This window comes from Streptomyces sp. NBC_01390 (assembly GCF_045040105.1).
In the GTDB taxonomy this organism is placed as follows: domain Bacteria; phylum Actinomycetota; class Actinomycetes; order Streptomycetales; family Streptomycetaceae; genus Streptomyces.
Window position 1 is genome coordinate 5,843,294 of record NZ_CP109551.1, and the last position, 22,274, is coordinate 5,865,567.

Sequence of the window (22,274 nt, forward strand, 5' to 3'; positions counted from 1 at the left end):
CTCGGAGATCGTCCCGTTACGTCCCGCCCCTACCGTCAGGTCATGGCGGACATATTTGACGCATACGCGTTGGCCGACGCGTGGGACGAGATGTTTGTGCGGCCGGGTGAGGTCAGGACCGCCTATGAGCCGGTACTGGCGGCGCTCCAGCCCATCGAGCCGACCGAACTGCGCTTCCGGGCCGACCAGATGGCCCGGGCGTTCACCGACCGCGGGGTGACCTACGCCTTCGCGGGTGAGGAAAGACCCTGGCCGCTGGACCTCGTACCGAGGATTCTCGACGCGCTGGAGTGGGATCTGATCCAGCGCGGGGTCTCCCAGCGGGTGCGGGCCCTGGAGGCCTATCTCGCGGACGCCTACGGGCACTGCCGGGCCTTCGAGGACGGTGTCGTGCCCTGGCGGCTGCTGCTCAGCTCGCCGCACTTCCACCGGGCCGCCCAGGGCATCGAGCCGCCGGGCGGGGTACGTGTCCATGTCGCCGGCATCGATCTCGTCCGGGACGAGGCCGGGGACTTCCGGGTCCTTGAGGACAACGTCCGGGTGCCGTCCGGGGTGTCGTACGTCATCGAGAACCGGCGGGCGATGACCCGCGTCTTCCCGTCCCTCTTCGCCGAGCAGCACGTCGTCCCCGTCGACGGCTACGCGCAGCGCCTGCTGGCCGCGCTGCGGGCCGCCGCGCCGGACGGGGCCGTCGATCCCCGGGTGGTCGTCCTCACCCCGGGCCCCTCCAACGCCGCCTACTTCGAACACGCGCTGCTGGCCCGGCTGATGGGCGTGCAGCTGGTCGAGGGGCACGATCTGGTGTGCCGTAAGAACCGGGTGTGGATGCGCACCACGCGCGGTGAGGTACCCGTCCATGTCGTATACCGACGGCTGGACGACGACTTCCTCGACCCGCTCCATTTCCGGCCCGACTCGGTGATCGGCTGCCCCGGCATCCTGAGCGCCGCCCAGTCGGGCACCGTCACCCTCGCCAACGCGGTCGGCAACGGCATCGCGGACGACAAGCTGCTGTACACCTACGTACCCGATCTGATCCGGTACTACCTCTCTGAGGAACCGATTCTTCCGAACGTGGAGTCGTTCCGTCCGGACGAGCCCGGCCAGTTGGACGCCGTGCTCGACCAGATCGACCAGCTGGTCATCAAGCCGGTCGACGGCGCCGGCGGCCAGGGCATCGTCATCGGGCCCAAGGCCGACCGGGAGACCCTGGAGAAGTGCCGGGCCGCGGTGGCCGCCGATCCGCGCGGCTGGATCGCGCAGCGGCCCGTCGCCCTCTCCACCTCCCCCACCCTGGCCGGCGAGCGGATGGCGCCGCGCCACATCGACCTGCGCCCCTTCGCCGTGAACGACGGCACCGACGTCTGGGTCCTGCCGGGCGGGCTGACCCGCGTCGCCCTCCAGGAGGGCAACCTGATCGTCAACTCCAGTCAGGGCGGCGGCTCCAAGGACACCTGGGTGCTCGCCGAGGGGCCCACCGAGACCCCGGACCCCGTACCGCCGGCCGGCACACCGCCCGAGGTCGCCCCGCGTCAGCACGGGCCCGACGGCAACCTCACCCTCGTACAGGAAGGGGCGCAGCAGCAGTGAACGACGTGATCCTCTCCCGGATAGCCGAGGCCCTGACGTGGACGGGCCGTTACGTCGAGCGGGCCGACGCCACCAGCCGCATCCTGGACGCCTATCTGCACCGCCTCCTCGAGGACCCCTGGCGCGACGAGGACGCGGCCTGCCGCTCCCTGTACGCGATCCTGGGTGTCGACGCGGGCGGCCAACCCGTGGACATGCAGCAGGTGTTGGACCAGCTCGCCTTCGACGCCCGCTCGACGTGCGCGATCGAGGGCGCGCTCGGGGCGGCCCGGCTCAACGCCCGAAGCGCCCGCGAGGCCGTCTCCTCGGAGATGTGGGAGTGCCTCAACTCCACCTGGCACGCGCTCGCCGACCAGCGCCTGGCGGCCCGACGCACGGGCCCGTACGCCTACTTGGAGCTGGTCCGGCGCAGATCCGCCCTCTTCTTCGGTCTCGCGGACTCCACCATGAGCCGGGACGACAGCTGGCGTTTCGTCGTCCTGGGACGCAGCCTGGAGCGGGTGGACATGACCGTACGGCTGCTGTCGGTACGGGTGTTGGACGCCGCCCACGCCCCCGACTGGCCGACGCTGCTGAGCGCCAGCGGCGCCGACGAGGCGTACGCCCGGGTGTACAGCGGTTTCGGCGACACCCCGAGAGTGGCCGAATTCCTGCTCCTGGACCGGGACTTCCCGCGCTCGGCGCTGCACGCCCTCACCACCGCCGAGGAGTGCCTCGCGGCGCTCGGCCGTCCGCGTCAGGACCCGGCCCGCCGTCCGATCGGCCGGCTGCGGACCCGCCTGGAGTATCTGGACTCTCAGGCCATGGAGGACCAACTCCCGGTGCTGCTGCAGGACTTGCAGACGGCCTGCATGGCGTCGGCGGAGGCGGTCGCGGAGAGGTTCTTCCCGTACCAGGGGCCCGTGGAGTGGGCCCAGGAAGGAGCGCGAGCAGTATGAGCGGCAGCAGCAATGACCCAGGGAACGGGACGAGCGGCGGGACGAGCATCATGCCTGCGAACGCGCCGATGACCCGTCGGCTCCGTATCCGGCACATCACCCGTGTCGCGTACGCGCAGGCCGTGATCTCCTCGCACAACGAGGTCCGGATGACCCCGCTGACGCTCCCCGGCCAGACGACGCTGGACGCCCGGGTCACCGTGAACCCGACGACGCCGACCTGGTCGTACTGGGACTACTGGGGCACCCAGGTCACCGGTTTCGACCTGATGGATCCGCACGCCGACCTGACGATCACCGCCCAGAGCCTGGTGGAGACCGCCCCGCCGGGCCCCCTGGATACCGCGCCGAGCTGGGCGGATATCGCCGACCGGACGGCCAACTCCCGTCTGCTGGAGTACGCGACGGCGACGGGACGGACGACGATGCCGCCCGAGCTGGTGGCGCGGGCGCGGGAGGTCGCCGTGGGTCTCGACCCGCACGAGACGGCGACGGCGGTGTCGGCGCTGGTCGCGGACCGGGTGTCGTACCTGCCCGGCACGACGGGCGTGACCACGTCGGCGGCGGAGGCGTGGGAGCAGGGCGCGGGCGTCTGCCAGGACATCGCCCATGTGACGATCGCGCTGCTGCGGGGCCTGGGCCTGCCCACCCGCTATGTCTCCGGCTATCTCCACCCCGAGCGGGAGGCGGAACTCCACCGCTCGGTGGAGGGCCAGTCCCATGCCTGGGTGGAGTACTGGGCGGGCGACTGGTGCGGCTACGACCCGACGAACCGGACCCGCGCCGACGAGTCCCACGTGGTGGTCGGCCGGGGGCGCGACTACGACGACGTGACACCGCACAAGGGCGTGTACCGGGGAGTGGCCGGGGGGCTGCCGGAGGTGACGGTGGAGTTCACGCGGGTGGCCTGAAACGTCCCCTACGGACGCGCGTACCCCGGGGCGGGTCGGTGCCCCGGGGTACGCGCCCGTTGCGACGGGAGGCACGGGCGCGTACGAGCCGTACGGGAGATACAGACGGCACAAGCGGTACGTGCGGCACCCGGCGGTACGGGCGGCTACTTCAGCCCGAGGGCCGCGCAGTCGCCGTCGAGCTTCGGCGTGCAGATGTCGGAGATCTTGTAGATGCCGTCCTCGACGACCGTGCTCTTGATGTTGTCCTTCGTCAGCGCGACGACGCTCACCAGCTGGGCCGGGATGTCCTTGTTCGTGGGGCTGTCGACCTTGTCCCGGGTGAGGGCGTCGAACTGGATGTCGCGGCCCTGGATGCGGGCGACGGCCATCTCGGCGGCCGTCTCGGCCTCCTGCGGGTACGACTTGTAGACGCTCATGTACTGCTCGCCGTTGATGATCCGCTGCACGGCGGCCAGCTCGGCGTCCTGCCCGGTGATCGGCGGCAGCTTGGTGACGCCCGCGGCCTCCAGGGCCTTGATGATGCCGCCCGCCATACCGTCGTTCGCGGAGTAGACGGCGGCGATGTCGTCCTTGCCGATGATGCCGATCGCCTTCGTCATGTTCGCCTGGGCGTTCTCCGGCTTCCAGTCCTTGGTGTCGAAGGACTGCGCGATCGTCACCTTGCCGTTCAGCTCGGAGAGGGCGCCCTCCTTGAACTGTGCGGCGTTCGGGTCGGTCACCGACCCGTTCATCATGACGATCTTCTTCGCCACGTCGACGTCACCGCCGAGCGCCTCCAGGAGGGAACGTCCCTGCACCTCGCCGACGAGTTCGTTGTCGAAGGAGATGTACGCGTCGATGGGGCCCTCGGCCAGCCGGTCGTACGCGATGACCGGAATCCCCGCGTCCTTGGCCTTCTTCACCTCGCCGGCGATGGCGTGCGCGTCCACCGCGTCGAGGAGCAGGACGTCGACCTTGTCGTCGACCATCTTCTGCAGCTGCTGGGCCTGCTTGTCGGCGTCCGCGCCCGCGTTGGCGTACTCGACCCGGCCCTCGCCGTTGGTGAGCGACGCGACCTTGTTCTTGATGATCGGGTAGTCGAACTTGTCGTACCGAGTGTTCGCCGTCTCCGGAAGGAGCAGCCCCACCGTGATGTCGTTGCCCTTGGTCGGGGTCGACTCACCGGCTTCGCCACTGGCGTTGAGTACGCCGCAACCGGCGGCGAGGGAGACTGTGACCGCGGAGGCGGCCACGGCTATGGCGGAACGACGAAAACGAGCCACTCGACCAACGCGACTCATGTGAATCGGACCAACCGGACCAGGCAGACGAAACATTCGGGCGCTCACTTCAGGTGCTTTTGGGACGTGGACGCTGCAGTGCGGCCCATGTGTCTGAAAAGACAACGCGGGGGACCCCGCAGGCGTCAAGCGGTACTACTCATCCGGAGGTCAACATCACACTCCGTTGCCTAGGTGAAGGAGTGGCGGAAGCCCGCACAGAAGGCCTTCGCACACCCTCCATCACGTGCCCGGCCCGCAGGGGCGGAGGCCTTTACCGAGTCCTGGCCAAGATCCGTACAACCGGGCGCATCCCTGACGAGTCCTGATCACCGACGGCCGGATTCCGCCGTTCCACGCATACGAGGACGCGAAGGATGCGAAGGACCGAATGATCTCAGCCAGACGTACGACGGCCGCGGGTCCCGTGAGGGCCACCGCCGCGACCGCTGTGGTGCTCGCCACCGCCGGCGGACTGCTCACCGCGGTCGCCGTCGCCGCCGTCCCGGCCTCGGCGGCCACGGTGACGTGCGCGTCCCCCACCTACAAGCGCCAGGTCTACGCGAACACCACCTTCTCCGGCACCCCGAAGAAGACGGACTGCGACACCACCGTCGCCGAGAACTGGGGCGCCGGGGCGCCCGCGACCGGCCTCCCGAAGGACAACTTCTCCGTCCGCTGGACGGTGACACGGGACTTCGGCTCGGGCGGCCCCTTCGCCCTCACCGCCGCCGCGCAGGACGGCATCCGCGTGTACCTCGACGGCAAGGTCCGGATCAACCTCTGGAAGAACGTCACGACGACCCAGAAGAAGACGGTCGACGTCACCATCCCCTCCGGCAAGCACACCCTGCGCGTCGACTACGCCAACTTCACCGGCAACGCGAACGTCAACCTCGCCTACACGCCCCGCACTTCGGCCACCGTCGACAAGGTCAAGCCGCTCACCCCGACGACACCCACCGTCACGTACGACAGCACGACCGGCAAGGCGAAACTCACCTGGGCGAAGAACAGGGAGATGGACCTCGCGGGGTACCGGATCTACCGCAGCCTGAGCGGAAGCCCGTTCGGCGCCCCTCTCGCGACGACCCCCGCCACCGCCACCACGTACACGGACTCGACAGTCCCGATGACGGGCCAGACGTACGCCTATGAGATACGCGCGTACGACAAGGCCGGCAACCAGTCGGCAGGCAGCGCCGACGTCACCGCGACGACCGTCGACAAGACAGCTCCGGCGCAGGTCACCGGGGTCAAGGTGACCGTGGTGACGTCCAACCTCCGCCTCGACTGGAACCCCGTCGCCGACGCGTTCTCCTACAGCGTCTACCGGGCGAGCGCGCCGCAGGGCCCGTACACCCGGATCAACTGGGCGATCGGCGACACCTTCGTCTACGACAACACGGGCGACATCAGGCAGCGCTCGTACTACCGGGTCACGGCCGTCGACAAGTACGACAACGAGTCCGTCCCGTCCGCGACCGTCGACCCCGGGGTGCCCGACACCACCGCGCCCGACCAGGTCACGGGCCTGACGGCACAGGGCACGACGGCGGGCAACGCGGTCCGCTGGCAGCCGTCCTCGCCCGACGTGGAGCGCTACGAGGTGTGGGCGTCCACCGCCGGCCAGGCCGACCCCGACGGCCCTGACATCGCGACGAGGCCGTCGTTCAACGACGCCCAGGCCGAAGCCGGCGTCCCGGTCACGTACACGATCCAGGCGATCGACGCCTACGGGAACATCTCCCCGGTGTCGGAATCGGTGACCGCGACCCGCCCCGCGCCCGGCGAATCGGCGGTGCCCGCGAACCTGGGGGGCATCCTCCGCGACAGCGACACCGAGCTCGACTGGGACTACCCGACGGACAACATCCCCTCCGGCTACCGGGTCTACCGCCGCACGGGTACGAACGACGCCTGGACGCAGATCAGCGAGGGCGACGACGACTGGACGCTGTACACCCGGAACGGGCTGACGTTCGTCCGCTACGCCGACACCGCGGCCCCGATCGGCCGCGCCTCGTACTACCTGGTCGCCCTCGACCAGCACGGCAACGAGTCGACCCCCACGGGAATCGTCACGGTGACCAGGGAAACCCCGGCCACGACCACCGCGCCCGCGCCGCCGACGATGACCCTGTCCGCCCCGTACACGGAGTGCACGGCCAACGACTGCGTGGCGCACGGCGGTTCGAGCACTCCGCTCACCGTGACCCTGACTCCGGCCCCGGACCGGCTGATCTCCGGCTACGAGTACAGGTTCACCGGGGACAGCGGCTACACGAGAACCCCGGACGCGACCATGACCTGGACGCCCCCGGCTTCCGGCACGTACACCTTCGAGGTACGGGCGGTGGACTACTACGGCGGCCGGACGGGCCCGGCGGCCACGATCCGGTTCAAGGTGGGCTGAACCCGACAGTCCCCCTCGCACCCCATACCCCCCACCCGCCCCGCTCTTACCTTTCGAACAAACTCACACCACCCGTACAACCAATTCACACCTTCGCGAGTCCTGATCGTCAACGGCCCACTTCACGGCCGTTGACGATCAGGCCCCGAAGGACCGCCTTGAACCCAGCCAGACGCACGACGCAGGCAGCCACCACCGCCCTCGTGCTCACCACCGCCGGCACGCTGCTCAGCCTCGCGACCCCGGCCGCCTCCGCCGCGACGACGTGCAACTCCCCCGTCTACAAGCGGCAGTTCTACGCGAACACGACCTTCTCGGGCACCCCGAAGAAGACGGACTGCGACACCACCATCGCCGAGAACTGGGGCGCCAAGGCCCCGGCCACCGGCCTCCCGAAGGACAACTTCGGGATGCGGTGGACGGTGACGCGGGACTTCGGATCGGGTGGGCCGTTCACCTTCACGGCAGCCGCGCAGGACGGCATCCGGGTGTACCTGGACGGCGCGGTCAAGGTCAACGTGTGGAAGAACGTCACGACGACCCAGAAGAAGACGGTCGACCTCACGATCCCGTCGGGCAAGCACACCCTGCGCGTCGACTACGCCGCCTGGACGGGCAACGCGAACGTCAACTTCACCTACACGCCCCGCACTTCGGCGGCGGTCGACAAGGTCAAGCCCCTCGCCCCGACGGCGCCCACCGTCACGTACGACAAGACGACGGGCAAGGCCAGGCTCACCTGGGCGAAGAACAACGAGATGGACCTCGCGGGCTACCGCGTCTATCAGCGCGCCGACAGCGGTTCCTTCGGCCCCAAGCCCGTCGTGACGACCACAGCGACCACGTACACGGACACCACACTCCCCTTGACCGGGGAGAAGTTCGCCTACGAGATCCGCGCGTACGACAAGGCGGGCAACGAGTCGGCCGGTACGGCGGACCTGGCCGTCACCACCGTGGACCGTGTCGCCCCGGGCGTGCCCCAGGACGTGGCACTGGTCAGTTCCACGGTGTCGAAGGGAATGCGTTTCGGCTGGAGCACGGTCGAGGGCGCGATGTCGTACGTGGTGTACCGGGCACCCGAGGTGAACGGCTACGAGCCCGGCACGTACACGAGGATCGGCAGCACCACCGGGCTCTCGTACGTGGACGCCTCGGCAGTGGAGAGGGTGAGGTACTACTACCTTGTGACGGCTGTCGACGCGGCGGGGAACGAGTCCGCGCGGTCCACGTCCGTGATGGGCCGCCTCTTGGACGACGTCCCGCCGCCCGCCGTCACCGGCGTGAGTGTCACCCCGACCGAGTACGGCTTCGAGCTGGACTGGGACGCGAATCCGGCCGAGGACCTCAGGTGGTACCGGCTCTACCGGGGCGCGATGGCCGACTACGACGAGGACGGTACGGAGAACTGCTACCTGAGTGTGGTTGAGGAGTACCTGCCGGGCGACAAGACCTCGTACACGTACACCACCACCTCGGACTCCTACTTTTACACCGGTCTGCTGGACGGCGAGAAGGGCTGCTTCCTGGTCGACGCCGTCGACGACTTCGGCAACTCTTCCTTCAAATGGACGGGGGACGGCAACGCCGCGTTCGTCACCGAGCTCGACATGAGGCCGGGCGTGACCACGCCCGAGGGTTCTCCGCTGGAACTGACTGTGACGGGTGCCGAGGGCGACGAAGGGAACCACCTCGACTGGTCCTGGAGTTCCACCGCTCAGGAGACGTCCGGCTATCGCGTCCACCGCTGGAACCCCACCACTGCGGCATACGAGCAGATCGCGGACACCGACAGCGATGTCACCGAGTACTACGACACCAGTGCCCCGCGCGGCACCACGTCCTTCTACTGGGTGACCACCCTGGCCGCAGACGGCACCGAGTCCGTGCCTGCGGGCGCCTGGACGGTCACGACCCCCGCGAACTGACGACGCACCTGACGCAGAAAGAGCAACCACAACCCCGTATGAACATCACCGGACGCACGACCGCCACGACCGCGACCGCCGTAGCGCTCGCCACCGCCGGCAGCCTCCTCGCCGTCGCCACCGCTCCGGCCGCCTCGGCGGCCACGGTGACCTGCAACTCCCCCGTCTACAAGCGGCAGTTCTTCGCGAACACCACCTTCTCCGGCACCCCGAAGAAGACCGACTGCGACACCACCATCGCCGAGAACTGGGGCGCCAAAGCCCCCGCCACCGGCCTCCCGAAGGACAACTTCTCCGTCCGCTGGACCGTGACCCGGGACTTCGGCTCCGGCGGCCCCTTCGCTCTGCCCATCGCCGTCCAGGACGGGGTACGTGTGTACCTCGACGGCAGTCGCAAGGTCGACGTATGGAAGAACGTGTCGTCGACAGTGCGGAAGACCGTCAACGTCACGATCCCCTCCGGCAAGCACACGCTTCGCGTCGACTACGTCAACTGGACCGGCTCCGCCAACGTCAGCTTCGCCTACGCACCCCGGACCGCCGCCGCTGTCGACAAGGTCAAGCCCCTCACCCCGGCCGGCGCCTCTGTCGCATATGACACGACCACCGGCAAGGCCAAGCTCACCTGGTCCAAGAACACGGAGATGGACCTCGCGGAGTACCGCGTCTACCGCCGTTACGCGAACGGCACCCACTGGGCGAAGATGGGCAGTACGAAGTCCACCGCGTACACCGACGTTCCGCCGGCCACCGGGGCGGGCTACGCCTACGAGGTCCGCGCCGTCGACAAGGCCGGCAATGTCTCGGCGGGCAGCGCGGACCAGGCCGTCACCACTGTCCAGCTGACCACGCCCACCGGTCTCGCAGCCACGGGCACCGACAAGGGAATCCAGCTGACCTGGAAACCCGTCCCCGGCGCCGTGAGCTATATCGTGCGGCGCTCGGACGAGTCCGCATATACGGTCACCGGACCGTCCTTCACCGACAACACCGTGAAGCGATCGGTCTACTGGAGTTACCAGGTGATGGCCAAGGGCTCCGATGGCACCACGTCAGGGATAGCCGAGACAGCCGAGGTACGCCGCCTCGTGGCCGCGCCGACCGACCTGAAGACACCACCGGGCAAGACAATCCTCACCTGGATCGTGCCCAAGGACCCCGGCGACTACTGGGGCCACAACGTCTACCGCTCGACGACGCTCCCCGTGGACACCAGCGTCGAGCCGATCAGTTGTGACACCAGGGGAAAAATCCTCGCTGACGGCCGCAGGCAGTACACCTGCACCGACTGGTCCACAGCCCCAGGCGCGACGTATCACTACGTCGTGAAGGCGTTCGACAGCACATACGACGAGTCCGTCGCCAGCGCGACCGTCACCGTCACCAAGGAGACCGAGGATCTGACGCCGCCCGCACCCATCACGGGCCTGACCGCCAAGGCGACGGAATACGGCACCATCCTGGACTGGAACGACAGCGACGCGCCGGACCTGATGCGGTACATCCTCTACCGGGGCAAGATCACCAGTGACGGGCAAGGCAGCCAGGTCTGCTCAGCCGTCCAATACGCGCGTCTCGACACCAACACCTCTCAGTACAGAGACGTGCCCATGCCGAACGGCGACCGGTTCTGCTACTTCGTAGATGCCATCGACACCTCGGACAACTCCGGTTACCTGCAGACCGGCAAGGCGAACACGGTCGTCGTGGCCACGCTGGATCTGATGCCGTCCGTCGCTACTCCTGAGGACTCGCCCGTAACGCTGAACGCAATACCCTCGGTATTCGATGAGGAAGTCGATCTGCGGTGGGACGACGTGCCCGGCGCAACCGGGTACCGGGTGTACCGCTGGAACCCGGGTGCGGGCGCGTACGAACAGCTGGGCACCGTCCCAGCCCCTTACTCCTCGTACGATGACTTTCCGGTCAAGGAGGGCACAACCTACTTTTACTGGGTAACCGCCATATACGCCGACGGAACCGAATCCGCTCCCGGCGGCGACTTTGTAGCCATGGCGCCGGAAGAGGAAGAGGACTGACAGGCACGAACCTGGAATGCACGGGCGGGCCCGGAGGCTTTCCGCTTCCGGGCCTGCCCGTCGCTGGGAGTCATCACCGACGACCCCATAGGTCGTCGAGCCATCAGGCACCGGTCTGCTGATTCACTGCCGCAGCACACCAACTCCCACCGAACGGAGTGTGAACCGGCCAGGACGCTCCTCAGCTCCTCTTCGGCCCCGTGATCGCCTCACCGATGACGAATCCCTTGGCCGGCCCCTCCGGGACGAGCGCCTCGGTGCCGTACGGCACACGGTGTTCGTCCTCGTAGCGGGCGTGTTCAGGCACGGGAGCCGTCAAAATGCTCACCGTTCCGTGGTTGTCGTAGTCGTCGATGATCACGTACACGGGGATTCCGGCACGGGCGTACTCACGACGCTTGCGCACTCGGTCGCGATCCTGGTTGCGCTTCCCGGGGGAGACGACTTCGATCACCACGTGAACCGCTGACGCGTTGATGCCAAGGTCATCCTCCGTCTCGATCGATTCACCGTCCCGAGGAGCCACGAACCCGTCCGGAATCCACGCCCTGTTCGGATGGATCACATTCGTGTCGTTCCAGGCGCCGTACTCACTGTCCTGGAGAAAGATCGCCAGTGCATCGCGCAGGCGATTGACAACCTGGGCGTGCGAAAAACGTCCAGTGGGCGACACCTCGATGACTCCCTCGATGATCTCAGCGCGGTAGCCCTCGGGGAGTTCCATGGCCTTCCATGCCTGCCACACGACCTCGTCCAGGTTGGGTTCGTTCGCGAATTCAGCCTGGGACTCGGACATGGTCTCGGGCCTCTCGTGCGCAAGAGCGGTCATGGCGGCACCTCCTCCTCAAGTGTGGGCTTGGCGTCCTTGGGGCACAAGCAACACGATCACGCTAGGTACGATTGTTCGGCTGACCAGGGGATTCACCCCCGGATCACCCGACGGAGCGAGGGCGGAACGATCCGCCGTCCTGCACGACCAGGAGTCCCGGGGATTCGCCGAGCTGCTCTCTGGACCGGATCCTGGCCCCAGGGCCAGGATCCGCTGTTACCGGACTGCCTCCAGAACGTCGAGGACGAGCAGAATCGCGGCCCCGGACATGACCATGAGGGTCAGTGCCCACGCGCAGGATTCGGGGCGTCCTGCGGCTGTGCGGTGGGACATCACTCCACTCCATCCCCCTCTCCGGACAGAGGCAGGATGGGCACGAGCGGGATCAGGTACCAGGTACCTCCGCGAGCGTCCCGGTGGTCTCCGGGGTGCCCGGACTCCCGTACGCAGGAGCCCACTTCGCTGAGGATCGGGGCGCCGTAGAACAGGGAGGCGCGTACGGTCCCACACCTGTCCGGGGCCGGGAGCGTGGCTGCGGTCTCCGTCACGGCGTGCTCCCTTCGGGCAGCAGCAGGAGCGCCCATACGACCTTGCCGACCGTGTCGCGCGGTTCGACGCCCCATGCATCGGCCAGAGCCTCCACCAGCACCAGCCCCCGCCCCGACTCGTCGTCGGCCGCCACGTGCCGCAAGCCCGGTTGCTCGTCACTCGCGTCGGAGACCTCAAGGCGCAGCGTGGCGCCGGTCAACTCGAACCGGACGCCGATCTCCCGGCCAGGGGTTGTCGGGGCGTTCACGGCGTTGGTGGTCAGCTCGGAGAGCAACAGGACTGCGGAGTCGGTGAGTTCGGCGTCGCCGATGTGCCATATGGCGAGCTGGTGACGGAGAGCCGCGCGGGCGCGGCCCACGCTGCGGCGGTGTCGGGGGAACCGGTGCGTCGCGGTCAGCGGTGCGGTTCCTGTCGGCAGGGCTCTTGTGGGCATGGCACATCCCCTTGCGAGCGAGTGACGGCACGTCAAGGTGGCTCATCCGTCACGGAGTTGGAGCGGTGAGTAACGGGTTCCAGAGTGCACGGCAATCTCCCTGTCCGCAACATCTCTTTTGGAAATATATCCATGATCAAATTAATGAGCTAACGTTCACGCGGACAGGCATCCAGGAAGGGGGCTCGCATGGCTGGATCTCGCCCAACAGTTCGACAACGTCGCCTTGCTGCACTGTTGATCGAGTTCAGGGAGACCGCAGGGAAGACCCTTGATGAGGCGGCGGACCGTATCGGATGTCACCGAACAAAGATCAACCGCATCGAGAACGCACGCTTGGGGATCTCCTTGGGGGAGCTGCGTGACCTGTTGACGTTCTACGGGGTCGAGGATTCCGCCCAGGTCGACGAGATGGTGTCGCTGGCCAGACGGCGGCGGGAACCGGGCTGGGTGCAGCGGGCGGGGCAAGCGCGCCCTACATACACGGACTTCATCGCGTACGAGGACATGACCGACTGCATCCGGTCGTACCAACACAGCATCATTGCCGGGCTCTTGCAGACGCACGACTATGCGCGGGAGATCATCTCCGCCGCCCCCTCCACCCTGAAGCGCGAAGAGATTGATGCGCTGGTGGAAGCACGGATGAAACGTCAGGAGGTCCTGGAAAGGTCCTCGCCTCCGCGGCTGTGCGTGATCGAAGGCGAGGCTGCTCTCCGCGTTCAGGTGGGTGGCAGAGGGGTGCTGCGCAAGCAGTTGGAACACCTGGAGGAGATGGCCGGTCATCCGTCCGTGGAGATTCGGGTCGTCCCTGACCAGGCGGGCGCGCACGCGGGACTGACCGGATCGTTCGTCCACTTCTCGTTCCCTGGTGCGTCGTTCCCGGATGTCGTGTGTTTGGAGCAGCGCACGGGGACGCTTTACCTGGAGTCTCCGGAGGAAGCGGCGGAGTATGCGCTTATCTTCGACTCGCTCCGGTCAATCGCCCTGAGCCCCGGGGACAGCCTCGGCCTGATCGGCCGGGTGCGACGGGAGCTGTAGCAGCATGGAAGGCAGAGGGGTAACAGGCATGAATACAACCAGTCTTGAGACAGCGACCTGGCGTAAGAGCAGCTACAGCGGAGAGGGTGGCGACTGCGTGGAGGTCGCCGCCAGGTTCCCGAACCTGCTGCCCGTACGGGACAGCAAGGACATGTCCGGCCCAAACCTGGTCTTCGACACCCAGGCCTGGACCTCGTTCATGACGGCTTTGAAGGCCGACGAACTCCCCTCGGCCTGAGCAGCAGCGTCCCTGACCCCGCCGGAACATTCCGCGCAACGCCCGTACAGCAAAGCCGCACCCTCACGGGTCTCTGATCGTCAACGGGACACGACAGAGGCCCGGAGGTTCGAACCGAACCTCCGGGCCCCTTCGCACATGAACTTGCCTAGTCCTTGGCCTTCTTGGGCCGCCAGACCACCAACGCACTAGTCTGCTGAACTTCCTGATAAGGCACCAGATCCCGCCGATACGACGCGTGAACCGCCGCCTCCCGCTGCTGCATCGCCGCGGCGGCCCCGTCCAGCGCGGACTCCATCTCCGCAACCCGCGCCTGAAGGGCGGCGACCTGGTTCTCCAGCTCGATGATGCGCTTGATGCCGGCCAGGTTGATGCCCTCGTCCTGCGACAGTGCCTGCACCGTGCGGAGCAGTTCGATGTCGCGGGCCGAGTAGCGGCGGCCCCGGCCGGCGGTGCGGTCGGGGGAGACCAGGCCCAGGCGGTCGTACTGGCGCAGGGTCTGCGGGTGCAGGCCGGACAGCTGGGCCGCCACCGAGATGACGTAGACCGGGGTCTCCTGCGTCAGTTCATACGGATTGCGTCGACGACCGTCCATCTCGGTCAGGCTCCCTTCGCCGCCTCGAACAGCTCCGCCCGCGGATCCTCGTCCACGGTCGCCTCGCGATACGCCTCCAGTGCGTCACGAGCCTTCCCCGTCAGCTCCGTCGGCACACTCACCTCGACGGTGACCAGCAGGTCTCCCCGGGTGCCGTCCTTGCGGACCGCGCCCTTGCCCCGCGCGCGCATCGTGCGCCCGTTGGGCGTGCCCGGGGGCAGCTTCAGGGTGACCGGCGGGCCGCCCAGGGTCGGGACCCTGACCTCGCCGCCGAGTGCCGCCTCGACGAACGTCACCGGCACCGTCACCGTCAGGTTGTCTTCCCTGCGGCCGAAGACCGGGTGGCTGTCGACATGGACGGTGACGTACAGGTCACCGGCCGGGCCGCCCCGCTCGCCGGGTGCTCCCTTGCCGCGCAGCCGGATGCGCTGGTTGTCCGACACCCCGGCCGGGATGCGCACCTGCATCGTCCGCGAGGACTTGGCGCGCCCCGAGCCGTTGCACACCAGGCAGGCGTGCTCCGCGATCAGGCCCCGGCCCTTGCAGTCCGGGCACGGGTCGGTGAGCGAGAAACCTCCGCCCGAGCCGCGCGCCACCTGGCCGGTCCCGACACACGTCGGGCACACGCGCGGTGTGCCGTTCTTGTCGCCGGTCCCGGAGCACGCCTTGCACGGTGACTGGGACGTCATGCGCAACGGGACCGTCGCGCCGTCCACCGCCTCCGTGAAGCTCAGCGTGACCTCGGTGTCGATGTCCTGGCCGCGCCGGGGCTGCGTACGGGTGTTGCCGCCGCCGCCCCGGTTGAACAGGCCGCCGAACACGTCCCCGATGCCGCCGCCGAAGCCGCCCGCACCGGAGCCGGACCCGGCCCCGCCCTGGGCGCCGCCTCCGAAGAGGTCACCCAGGTCGAAGTTGAAGGAGCCGCCGCCCGCGCCCGGCCCCGGACGGAAGCCGCCGTTGCCGAAGAGGGCGCGGGCCTCGTCGTACTCCTTGCGCTTCTTGGGGTCACCGAGGACGTCGTTCGCCTCGGAGATCTCCTTGAAGCGCTCCTCCGCCTTGGCGTTGCCCTTGTTGGCGTCCGGGTGGAACTCGCGGGCGAGTTTCCGGTACGCCTTCTTGATCTCGGCCTCGGTGGCGTCCTTGGGGACGCCGAGGACCTTGTAGAAGTCCTTCTCGATGAAGTCCTTGGTGCTCATCCTCGACGTCCCTCCTCTCCGGAAGTCCCCACCTCAATGCTCACGTCAGCCCTCTTCCGGGCCACCGCTCTCCTTGCCGTCCACCGTGTCGGCCGACTCCGAGTTGCCGCCGGCCGGCGTCGCCCCGGGCTGGGGCTCGGCCACCGCGACCCGCGCGGGACGCAGGTTGCGCTCGCCGAACTTGTAACCCGGCTGCAGGATCGCCACGCAGGTCGTCTCCGTGACGTCCGGCGCGTACGAGTGCATCAAAGCCTCGTGGATCGTCGGGTCGAAGGGCTCGCCCTCCTTGCCGAACTGCTGCAGGCCCATCTTCGCGGCGACGGACTCCAGCGACTCGGCGACGGACTTGAACCCGCCGACCAGTTCACCGTGGTCCCGCGCCCGGGCGATGTTGTCGAGCACGGGCAGGAGTTCGGTCAGCAGGCTCGCGATGGCGACCTCCTTGACCGCGATCCGGTCCCGCTCGACCCGGCGGCGGTAGTTCTGATACTCGGCCTGGAGCCGCTGGAGGTCCGCGGTGCGCTCACCGAGCGCCGTACGAACCTGGTCCAGCTGTGCCGTCAGACCGGCGACCTGTGCTGCTGCTGCGTCCCCGGCCGGGGCCGCCCCCTCCGAAGAGGGGGCGGTCTTCGGCTCGGCGTCGTCGGAGGTGGCGCCGGAAGGGACGTCGGGCTTCTCGTCGAAGCCCGGAGTCTCCTCCGTCACGCGGCACCGTCCTTGCGGTCACGCTGCTCGTCGTCGACGATCTCGGCGTCCACCACGTCGTCGTCGGCCCTCGGGGCCTCGGCGCCGGGAGCGTCGTCACCGGCGCCGGCTGCCTGCCCCGCCTGGGCGTCGGCGTACATCGCCTGGCCCAGCTTCTGCGAGACGGCGGCGACCTTCTCCGTGGAGGTGCGGATCTCGGCGACGTCCTCGCCCTTGAGCGCGGCCTTCAGCTCCTCGATCGAGGCCTCGACCTCGGTCTTGATGTCGCCGGGGACCTTGTCCTCGTTGTCCTTGAGGAACTTCTCCGTCTGGTAGACGAGCTGCTCGCCCTGGTTGCGGGTCTCGGCGGCCTCGCGGCGACGGTGGTCCTCGTCCGCGTACTGCTCGGCCTCCTGGCGCATCCGGTCGACCTCGTCCTTCGGCAGCGAGGAGCCACCGGTGACGGTCATCTTCTGTTCCTTGCCGGTGCCGAGGTCCTTGGCGGTGACGTGCATGATGCCGTTGGCGTCGATGTCGAAGGCGACCTCGATCTGCGGCACACCGCGCGGGGCCGGCGGCAGACCGGTCAGCTCGAACATCCCGAGCTTCTTGTTGTACGCCGCGATCTCGCGCTCGCCCTGGTAGACCTGGATCTGGACGGACGGCTGGTTGTCCTCGGCCGTCGTGAAGATCTCGGAACGCTTGGTCGGGATCGTGGTGTTGCGCTCGATGAGCTTCGTCATGATCCCTCCCTTGGTCTCGATACCGAGGGACAGCGGGGTGACGTCGAGGAGCAGGACGTCCTTGACCTCGCCCTTGAGGACACCGGCCTGGAGCGCGGCGCCGATGGCGACGACCTCGTCCGGGTTCACGCCCTTGTTGGCGTCCTGACCGCCGGTGAGCTCCTTGACGAGCTCGGCGACGGCGGGCATACGGGTGGAGCCACCGACGAGAACGACGTGGTCGATCTCGGAGAGGTTGATCCCCGCGTCCTTGATGACGTTGTGGAACGGCGTCTTGCAGCGCTCCAGCAGGTCGGCCGTCAGCTGCTGGAACTGGGCGCGCGTGAGCTTCTCGTCCAGGTGCAGCGGGCCCTCGGCGGACGCCGTGATGTAGGGCAGGTTGATCGAGGTCTCGGTGGACGAGGACAGCTCGATCTTGGCCTTCTCGGCGGCCTCGCGGAGGCGCTGGAGGGCCATCTTGTCCTTGCCCAGGTCCACGCCGTGGCCGGCACGGAACTGCTGGACCAGGTAGTCCATGACGCGCTGGTCCCAGTCGTCACCACCGAGGTGGTTGTCACCGTTGGTGGCCTTCACCTCGACGACGCCGTCACCGATCTCCAGGAGGGACACGTCGAAGGTGCCGCCACCGAGGTCGAAGACGAGGATCGTCTGGTCGTCCTTGTCGAGGCCGTACGCGAGAGCGGCGGCCGTCGGCTCGTTCACGATGCGCAGGACGTTGAGGCCCGCGATCTCGCCGGCCTCCTTCGTCGCCTGGCGCTCGGAGTCGTTGAAGTAGGCCGGGACGGTGATGACCGCGTCCGTGACCTTCTCGCCCAGGTAGGCCTCGGCGTCGCGCTTCAGCTTCTGCAGGATGAACGCGCTCATCTGCTGCGGGTTGAAGTTCTTCCCGTCGAGCTCGATCTTCCAGTCGGTGCCCATGTGGCGCTTGACCGACCGGATGGTCCTGTCGACGTTGGTGACCGCCTGGCGCTTGGCGACCTCGCCGACCAGCACCTCACCGTTCTTCGCGAAGGCGACGACGGACGGCGTGGTCCTGGCACCCTCGGCGTTGGTGATGACGGTGGGCTCGCCGCCCTCCAGAACGCTGACGACGGAGTTAGTCGTGCCCAGGTCGATGCCGACCGCACGTGCCATTTCGATTCCTCCAGAGGAATGACCGAGTCGGACCCTCACATGGAGCCTGACTTGAGTGGAACAGGCTCAAGTGTGCATCACTCCCGTCGCGCGGTCAACAGAGCTGAGTCGACCCCACTCAACTCTTATCCGTTCCTTACGCGCAATGCCGCTCTGACCTGCGCCGACTGCATGGCCGGAGGCCGCCGGAGCCCGTACACGGGGACTCTCAGCAGCCCCAGTACGACCGCCCCGACCACCCCCACCACCCACCACAGCCCCGATTCCCCGGCCCACCCGCCGTGCGCGAGCACCCCCGTCAGCACCGCCCCGAAGGCACCCGCGCCGAGCAGTACGGTCGCCCCGCGCGCGGTGAGCCCCAGCCGGCGCAGCCGGTGTGCGAGGTGATCCGGACCCCCGCGCGACAGGGGCCGTCCGGCCACCCGCCGTGACACGACCACGAGCACCACGTCCGCACCGGCGACGGCGGTGAGCGCGAACAACACCCCCGCGCTGGACGCCAGTTCGTGCCCGGTCCGCACGACCACCGCGGCCGAGGCCAGCACGAACCCGGTGAACAGGGACCCGCACGCGCCGAGGGCGATCCGCGCGGGATGCCAGTTGTGCATCAGGAACCCGGTGAGCGCTGCGGCCAGGACGCTCAGCAGCACGGCGAGCCCGTCGAGCACCTCGACGGCGGCGCACGCCCCCACCCCGAAGGCGGTCAGCACCCCGACCGTCCCGAGCAGCCCGTCGGCGTGGTCGAGGGCCCGGAAGGCGAGGGTGACGAACACGATCCAGCCGAGCGCGAGCAGCCCGACCCCGAACCCCAACTCCCCGTACGGCACCACGAACCCGGCGGCTACGGCCGTACCGACGACCAGGAACCGCGCCTTGACCCGCCGCACGTCGGCCACGAGCCCGAGCGCGCCCACACCCGCGCCGGCGACGAGCAGCTCACCGACGCCGTCACCCAGAGGGGCGTACCCGGTCCACTCCCCCGCCCCGGCGACCAGCATCGTCGCGAGCACCACCGCGAGTCCGCCGAGCAGCGGCAGGGGGCGCGCCCGGCGCCGGTCGAGGACGCCGAGGCGCAGGGCGAGTGTCCGCAGGAGGGCGGCGAGGACGGCGGCGAGGAACAGGGCGGCGATGGCGGCGAGGATCCCGTAGAGCACGGGTTCACGGTAGGCGCAAACGTAACAATTCTGTACGAATAACACGACGGAACATCGTCACAACGTCGTCTGATCGGATCGGTCCCGATGGAGGCCCCTGCCTCGGTTCGGATCCCGGTTCCGATCTCGGTACCGATCGGCCAGTCAGGCAAGCCTCAGCGATCCAGATCACTCCGCCGCTGACTACAGTGCGGGTCAAGATATGGGTAGTCTCTGGCAGACTGCCTAAGTTACCGCTTAGTAATACTTAGCAACGCGCAGGCCTGAGGAGCCCTCCCATGCAACTCGCCGCGATCATCGTGTCGCTGGTCCTGACCGTGATCGGCGTCGCGCTGCTCGCACGCGCCATCGGTCAGTTCGTCCGGTACTTCAAACTCGGCCAGCCGGTCCCGGCCGGACTGCGGACGGACAACCCCTACCAGCGCAGCGTGACGCTGGTGAAGGAGTTCCTCGGCCACACCCGGATGAACCGGTGGGGCATCGTCGGCTTCGCGCACTGGTTCGTGGCGGTCGGCTTCCTGACGCTGCCGCCGACCCTCGCCCAGGCCTTCGGCCAGCTCTTCTCGGCCGACTGGACGCTGCCGGTCATCGGCGGCTTCCTGCCGTTCGAGATGTACATCGAGTTCATCGGCGTGATGACGATCCTCGGCATCGCCGTGCTCATCGTGATCCGCCTGCTGAGCCTCCCCTCGCGCCCCGGCCGCAAGTCCCGCTTCGCGGGCTCCAAGGCGGGCCAGGCGTACTTCGTCGAGTACGTCATCCTCACCATCGGCCTCGCGATCTACGTGCTGCGCGGCCTGGAGGGCGCGATCCACCACGTCGAGGGCTACGAGGCCGGCTACTTCGCCTCGTACCCGCTGGTCCTGGCCTTCAAGGGCCTGAGCGTCGGCACCCTCCAGAACCTGATCTACCTCACCGCGATGATCAAGATCGGGACGTCCTTCGTCTGGATGATCGTCGTCTCGCTCAACACCAACATGGGCGTCGCCTGGCACCGCTTCCTCGCCTTCCCGAACATCTGGTTCAAGCGCGAGGCGACCGGCGGCACCGCCCTGGGTGCCCTCCAGCCGATGACGTCCGGCGGCAAGCCGATCGACTTCACCGACCCGGGCGAGGACGACGTCTTCGGGGTCAGCCAGGTCGAACAGTTCTCCTGGAAGGGCCTGCTCGACTTCTCCACCTGTACGGAGTGCGGTCGCTGCCAGTCGCAGTGCCCGGCCTGGAACACCGGCAAGCCCCTCTCCCCCAAGCTGCTGATGATGTCGCTGCGGGACCACGCCCACGCCAAGGCGCCGTACCTGCTGGCGGGCGGCGGCAAGACGGCGGAGGGCGAGGAGAAGGGGAGCGAGGAGCAGCTGAAGGACGTCCCCGCCGCCGCCCTCGCCGAGGCCGAGCGCCCGCTGATCGGCACCGCCGAGGAGAACGGCGTCATCGACCCGGACGTGCTGTGGTCCTGCACGACCTGCGGCGCCTGCGTCGAGCAGTGCCCGGTGGACATCGAGCACGTCGACCACATCGTCGACATGCGCCGCTACCAGGTGATGATCGAGAGCGCGTTCCCGTCCGAGGCGGGCACGATGCTCAAGAACCTGGAGAAGAAGGGCAACCCCTGGGGCCTGGCGAAGAAGCAGCGCCTGGAATGGCTCAAGGAGCTCGACTTCGAGGTGCCGGTCGTCGGCCAGGACATCGAGGACCTCACCGAGGTCGAGTACCTGTACTGGGTCGGCTGCGCCGGCGCCCTGGAAGACCGCGCGAAGAAAACCACCAAGGCGTTCGCCGAACTCCTCCACATCGCGGGCGTCAAGTTCGCGATCATGGGCGGCGACGAGAAGTGCACCGGCGACTCCGCCCGCCGCCTCGGCAACGAGCCCCTGTTCCAGGAGCTCGGCATGGAGAACGTCATGGCGCTGAACATGGCGTTCGGCGAGGAGCTGGACGACGACGGCAAGGTGGTCCCGGAGTCCGCCAAGCCGAAGTCCGCGAAGAAGATCGTCGCGACCTGCCCGCACTGCCTCAACACGATCGGCAACGAGTACCCGCAGCTCGGCGGCGACTACGAGGTCGTCCACCACACCCAGCTGCTCCAGCACCTCATCGACGACGGCAAGCTGCTCCCGGTCACCCCCGTCGAGGGCCTCATCACCTACCACGACCCCTGCTACCTGGGCCGCCACAACAAGATCTACACGCCCCCGCGCGAGATCATGTCGGCCGTCCCGGGCCTGCGCCAGCAGGAGATGCACCGCCACAAGGAACGCGGCTTCTGCTGCGGCGCCGGCGGCGCGCGGATGTGGATGGAGGAGCGGATCGGCAAGCGCATCAACAACGAGCGCGTCGACGAAGCCCTCTCCCTCAACCCGGACATCGTGTCGACGGCCTGCCCGTTCTGCCTGGTCATGCTCACCGACTCGGTCAACGGCAAGAAGAACGACGGCAAGGCGAAGGAGTCCATCACGGTCGTGGACGTCGCCCAGCTGCTCCTGGAGTCCGTGAAGACCCCGGCCACGGACGACGACGAGCCCCCGGCGGGCGAGTCGGACTCGGAGAGCGCGCCGGAGCCGCAGCCGGTGAAGTAACCGACCCCGCTGTGACGG

General features: G+C 68.1%; 18 protein-coding genes. 9 read left to right on the forward strand and 9 right to left on the reverse strand.

The genetic code is table 11. From position 1 onward, the window contains the following. Positions 1-42 precede the first annotated feature (42 nt). From OG241_RS26375 to OG241_RS26385, 3 genes are all read left to right on the forward strand, one after another. Positions 43-1,590 carry a circularly permuted type 2 ATP-grasp protein gene (locus OG241_RS26375; RefSeq protein WP_405818502.1) on the forward strand — a complete coding sequence of 516 codons (1,548 nt, stop codon included), beginning with the start codon at positions 43-45 and terminating at the stop codon, positions 1,588-1,590. Beyond that, positions 1,587-2,528: an alpha-E domain-containing protein gene (locus OG241_RS26380; protein ID WP_405818504.1), complete on the forward strand. Its 942-nt coding sequence runs from the start codon at positions 1,587-1,589 to the stop codon at positions 2,526-2,528. The genes OG241_RS26375 and OG241_RS26380 overlap by 4 nt, the downstream gene beginning before the upstream one ends. A 68-nt stretch (positions 2,529-2,596) precedes the next feature. Continuing rightward, positions 2,597-3,439: a transglutaminase domain-containing protein gene (locus tag OG241_RS26385; RefSeq protein ID WP_405826431.1), complete on the forward strand. Its 843-nt coding sequence runs from the start codon at positions 2,597-2,599 to the stop codon at positions 3,437-3,439. Positions 3,440-3,585: 146 nt separating this feature from the next. Here OG241_RS26385 and OG241_RS26390 read toward each other — a convergent pair whose 3' ends face one another. After that, on the reverse strand, positions 3,586-4,722 hold the full coding sequence (locus OG241_RS26390; RefSeq protein WP_405818506.1) for a sugar ABC transporter substrate-binding protein: 1,137 nt from the start codon (positions 4,720-4,722) through the stop codon (positions 3,586-3,588). A gap of 370 nt (positions 4,723-5,092) precedes the next feature. Here OG241_RS26390 and OG241_RS26395 point away from each other — a divergent pair, with 370 nt between their 5' ends. The 3 genes from OG241_RS26395 (at position 5,093) to OG241_RS26405 (ending at position 11,084) form a co-directional block, all read left to right on the forward strand. After that, positions 5,093-7,117, forward strand: a complete 2,025-nt coding sequence (locus tag OG241_RS26395) for a PA14 domain-containing protein (protein WP_405818508.1) — start codon at positions 5,093-5,095, stop codon at positions 7,115-7,117. Between the two features lie 158 nt (positions 7,118-7,275). After that, on the forward strand, positions 7,276-9,045 hold the full coding sequence (locus OG241_RS26400; RefSeq protein ID WP_405818510.1) for a PA14 domain-containing protein: 1,770 nt from the start codon (positions 7,276-7,278) through the stop codon (positions 9,043-9,045). Positions 9,046-9,083: 38 nt separating this feature from the next. Next, on the forward strand, positions 9,084-11,084 hold the full coding sequence (locus OG241_RS26405) for a PA14 domain-containing protein (RefSeq protein WP_405818512.1): 2,001 nt from the start codon (positions 9,084-9,086) through the stop codon (positions 11,082-11,084). A gap of 181 nt (positions 11,085-11,265) precedes the next feature. On the opposite strand, the gene OG241_RS26410 is transcribed toward OG241_RS26405, so the two are convergent. From OG241_RS26410 to OG241_RS26420, 3 genes are all read right to left on the reverse strand, one after another. After that, positions 11,266-11,913, reverse strand: a complete 648-nt coding sequence (locus tag OG241_RS26410) for a Uma2 family endonuclease (RefSeq protein ID WP_405818514.1) — start codon at positions 11,911-11,913, stop codon at positions 11,266-11,268. Between the two features lie 332 nt (positions 11,914-12,245). After that, positions 12,246-12,461, reverse strand: a complete 216-nt coding sequence (locus OG241_RS26415) for a hypothetical protein (protein ID WP_405818516.1) — start codon at positions 12,459-12,461, stop codon at positions 12,246-12,248. Next, positions 12,458-12,895, reverse strand: coding sequence for an ATP-binding protein (locus tag OG241_RS26420; RefSeq protein WP_405818518.1), 438 nt, complete (start codon positions 12,893-12,895; stop codon positions 12,458-12,460). The genes OG241_RS26415 and OG241_RS26420 overlap by 4 nt, the downstream gene beginning before the upstream one ends. Positions 12,896-13,084: 189 nt before the next feature. On the opposite strand from OG241_RS26420, the gene OG241_RS26425 reads away from it, so the two are divergent. Together OG241_RS26425 and OG241_RS26430 are read left to right on the forward strand one after the other, a co-directional pair. Beyond that, positions 13,085-13,936 (forward strand): helix-turn-helix transcriptional regulator, encoded by an 852-nt coding sequence (locus OG241_RS26425; protein ID WP_405818520.1) that lies wholly within the window; start codon positions 13,085-13,087, stop codon positions 13,934-13,936. 28 nt (positions 13,937-13,964) lie between these two features. Beyond that, positions 13,965-14,174, forward strand: coding sequence for a DUF397 domain-containing protein (locus tag OG241_RS26430; RefSeq protein WP_405818521.1), 210 nt, complete (start codon positions 13,965-13,967; stop codon positions 14,172-14,174). 148 nt (positions 14,175-14,322) lie between these two features. Here OG241_RS26430 and OG241_RS26435 read toward each other — a convergent pair whose 3' ends face one another. The 5 genes from OG241_RS26435 to OG241_RS26455 form a co-directional block, all read right to left on the reverse strand. Continuing rightward, the gene (locus OG241_RS26435; RefSeq protein ID WP_055531717.1) at positions 14,323-14,769 is read right to left on the reverse strand and encodes a heat shock protein transcriptional repressor HspR; all 447 of its coding nucleotides are present in this window, start codon (positions 14,767-14,769) and stop codon (positions 14,323-14,325) included. Between the two features lie 5 nt (positions 14,770-14,774). Next, a complete protein-coding gene (dnaJ, locus tag OG241_RS26440; protein WP_405818524.1) occupies positions 14,775-15,965 on the reverse strand; it encodes a molecular chaperone DnaJ in 1,191 nt (396 codons plus the stop codon). Positions 15,966-16,010: 45 nt separating this feature from the next. Beyond that, the gene (grpE, locus tag OG241_RS26445; RefSeq protein WP_405818526.1) at positions 16,011-16,670 is read right to left on the reverse strand and encodes a nucleotide exchange factor GrpE; all 660 of its coding nucleotides are present in this window, start codon (positions 16,668-16,670) and stop codon (positions 16,011-16,013) included. Further along, positions 16,667-18,526: a molecular chaperone DnaK gene (gene dnaK / locus OG241_RS26450; protein WP_405818528.1), complete on the reverse strand. Its 1,860-nt coding sequence runs from the start codon at positions 18,524-18,526 to the stop codon at positions 16,667-16,669. The genes grpE and dnaK overlap by 4 nt, the downstream gene beginning before the upstream one ends. A gap of 125 nt (positions 18,527-18,651) precedes the next feature. Next, complete coding sequence (locus OG241_RS26455) at positions 18,652-19,680, reverse strand: MraY family glycosyltransferase (protein ID WP_405818530.1); 1,029 nt, start codon at positions 19,678-19,680, stop codon at positions 18,652-18,654. Positions 19,681-19,958: 278 nt separating this feature from the next. Between OG241_RS26455 and OG241_RS26460 the strand changes: the two genes are divergently transcribed. Beyond that, on the forward strand, positions 19,959-22,256 hold the full coding sequence (locus OG241_RS26460; protein WP_405818532.1) for a heterodisulfide reductase-related iron-sulfur binding cluster: 2,298 nt from the start codon (positions 19,959-19,961) through the stop codon (positions 22,254-22,256). Positions 22,257-22,274 lie beyond the last annotated feature (18 nt).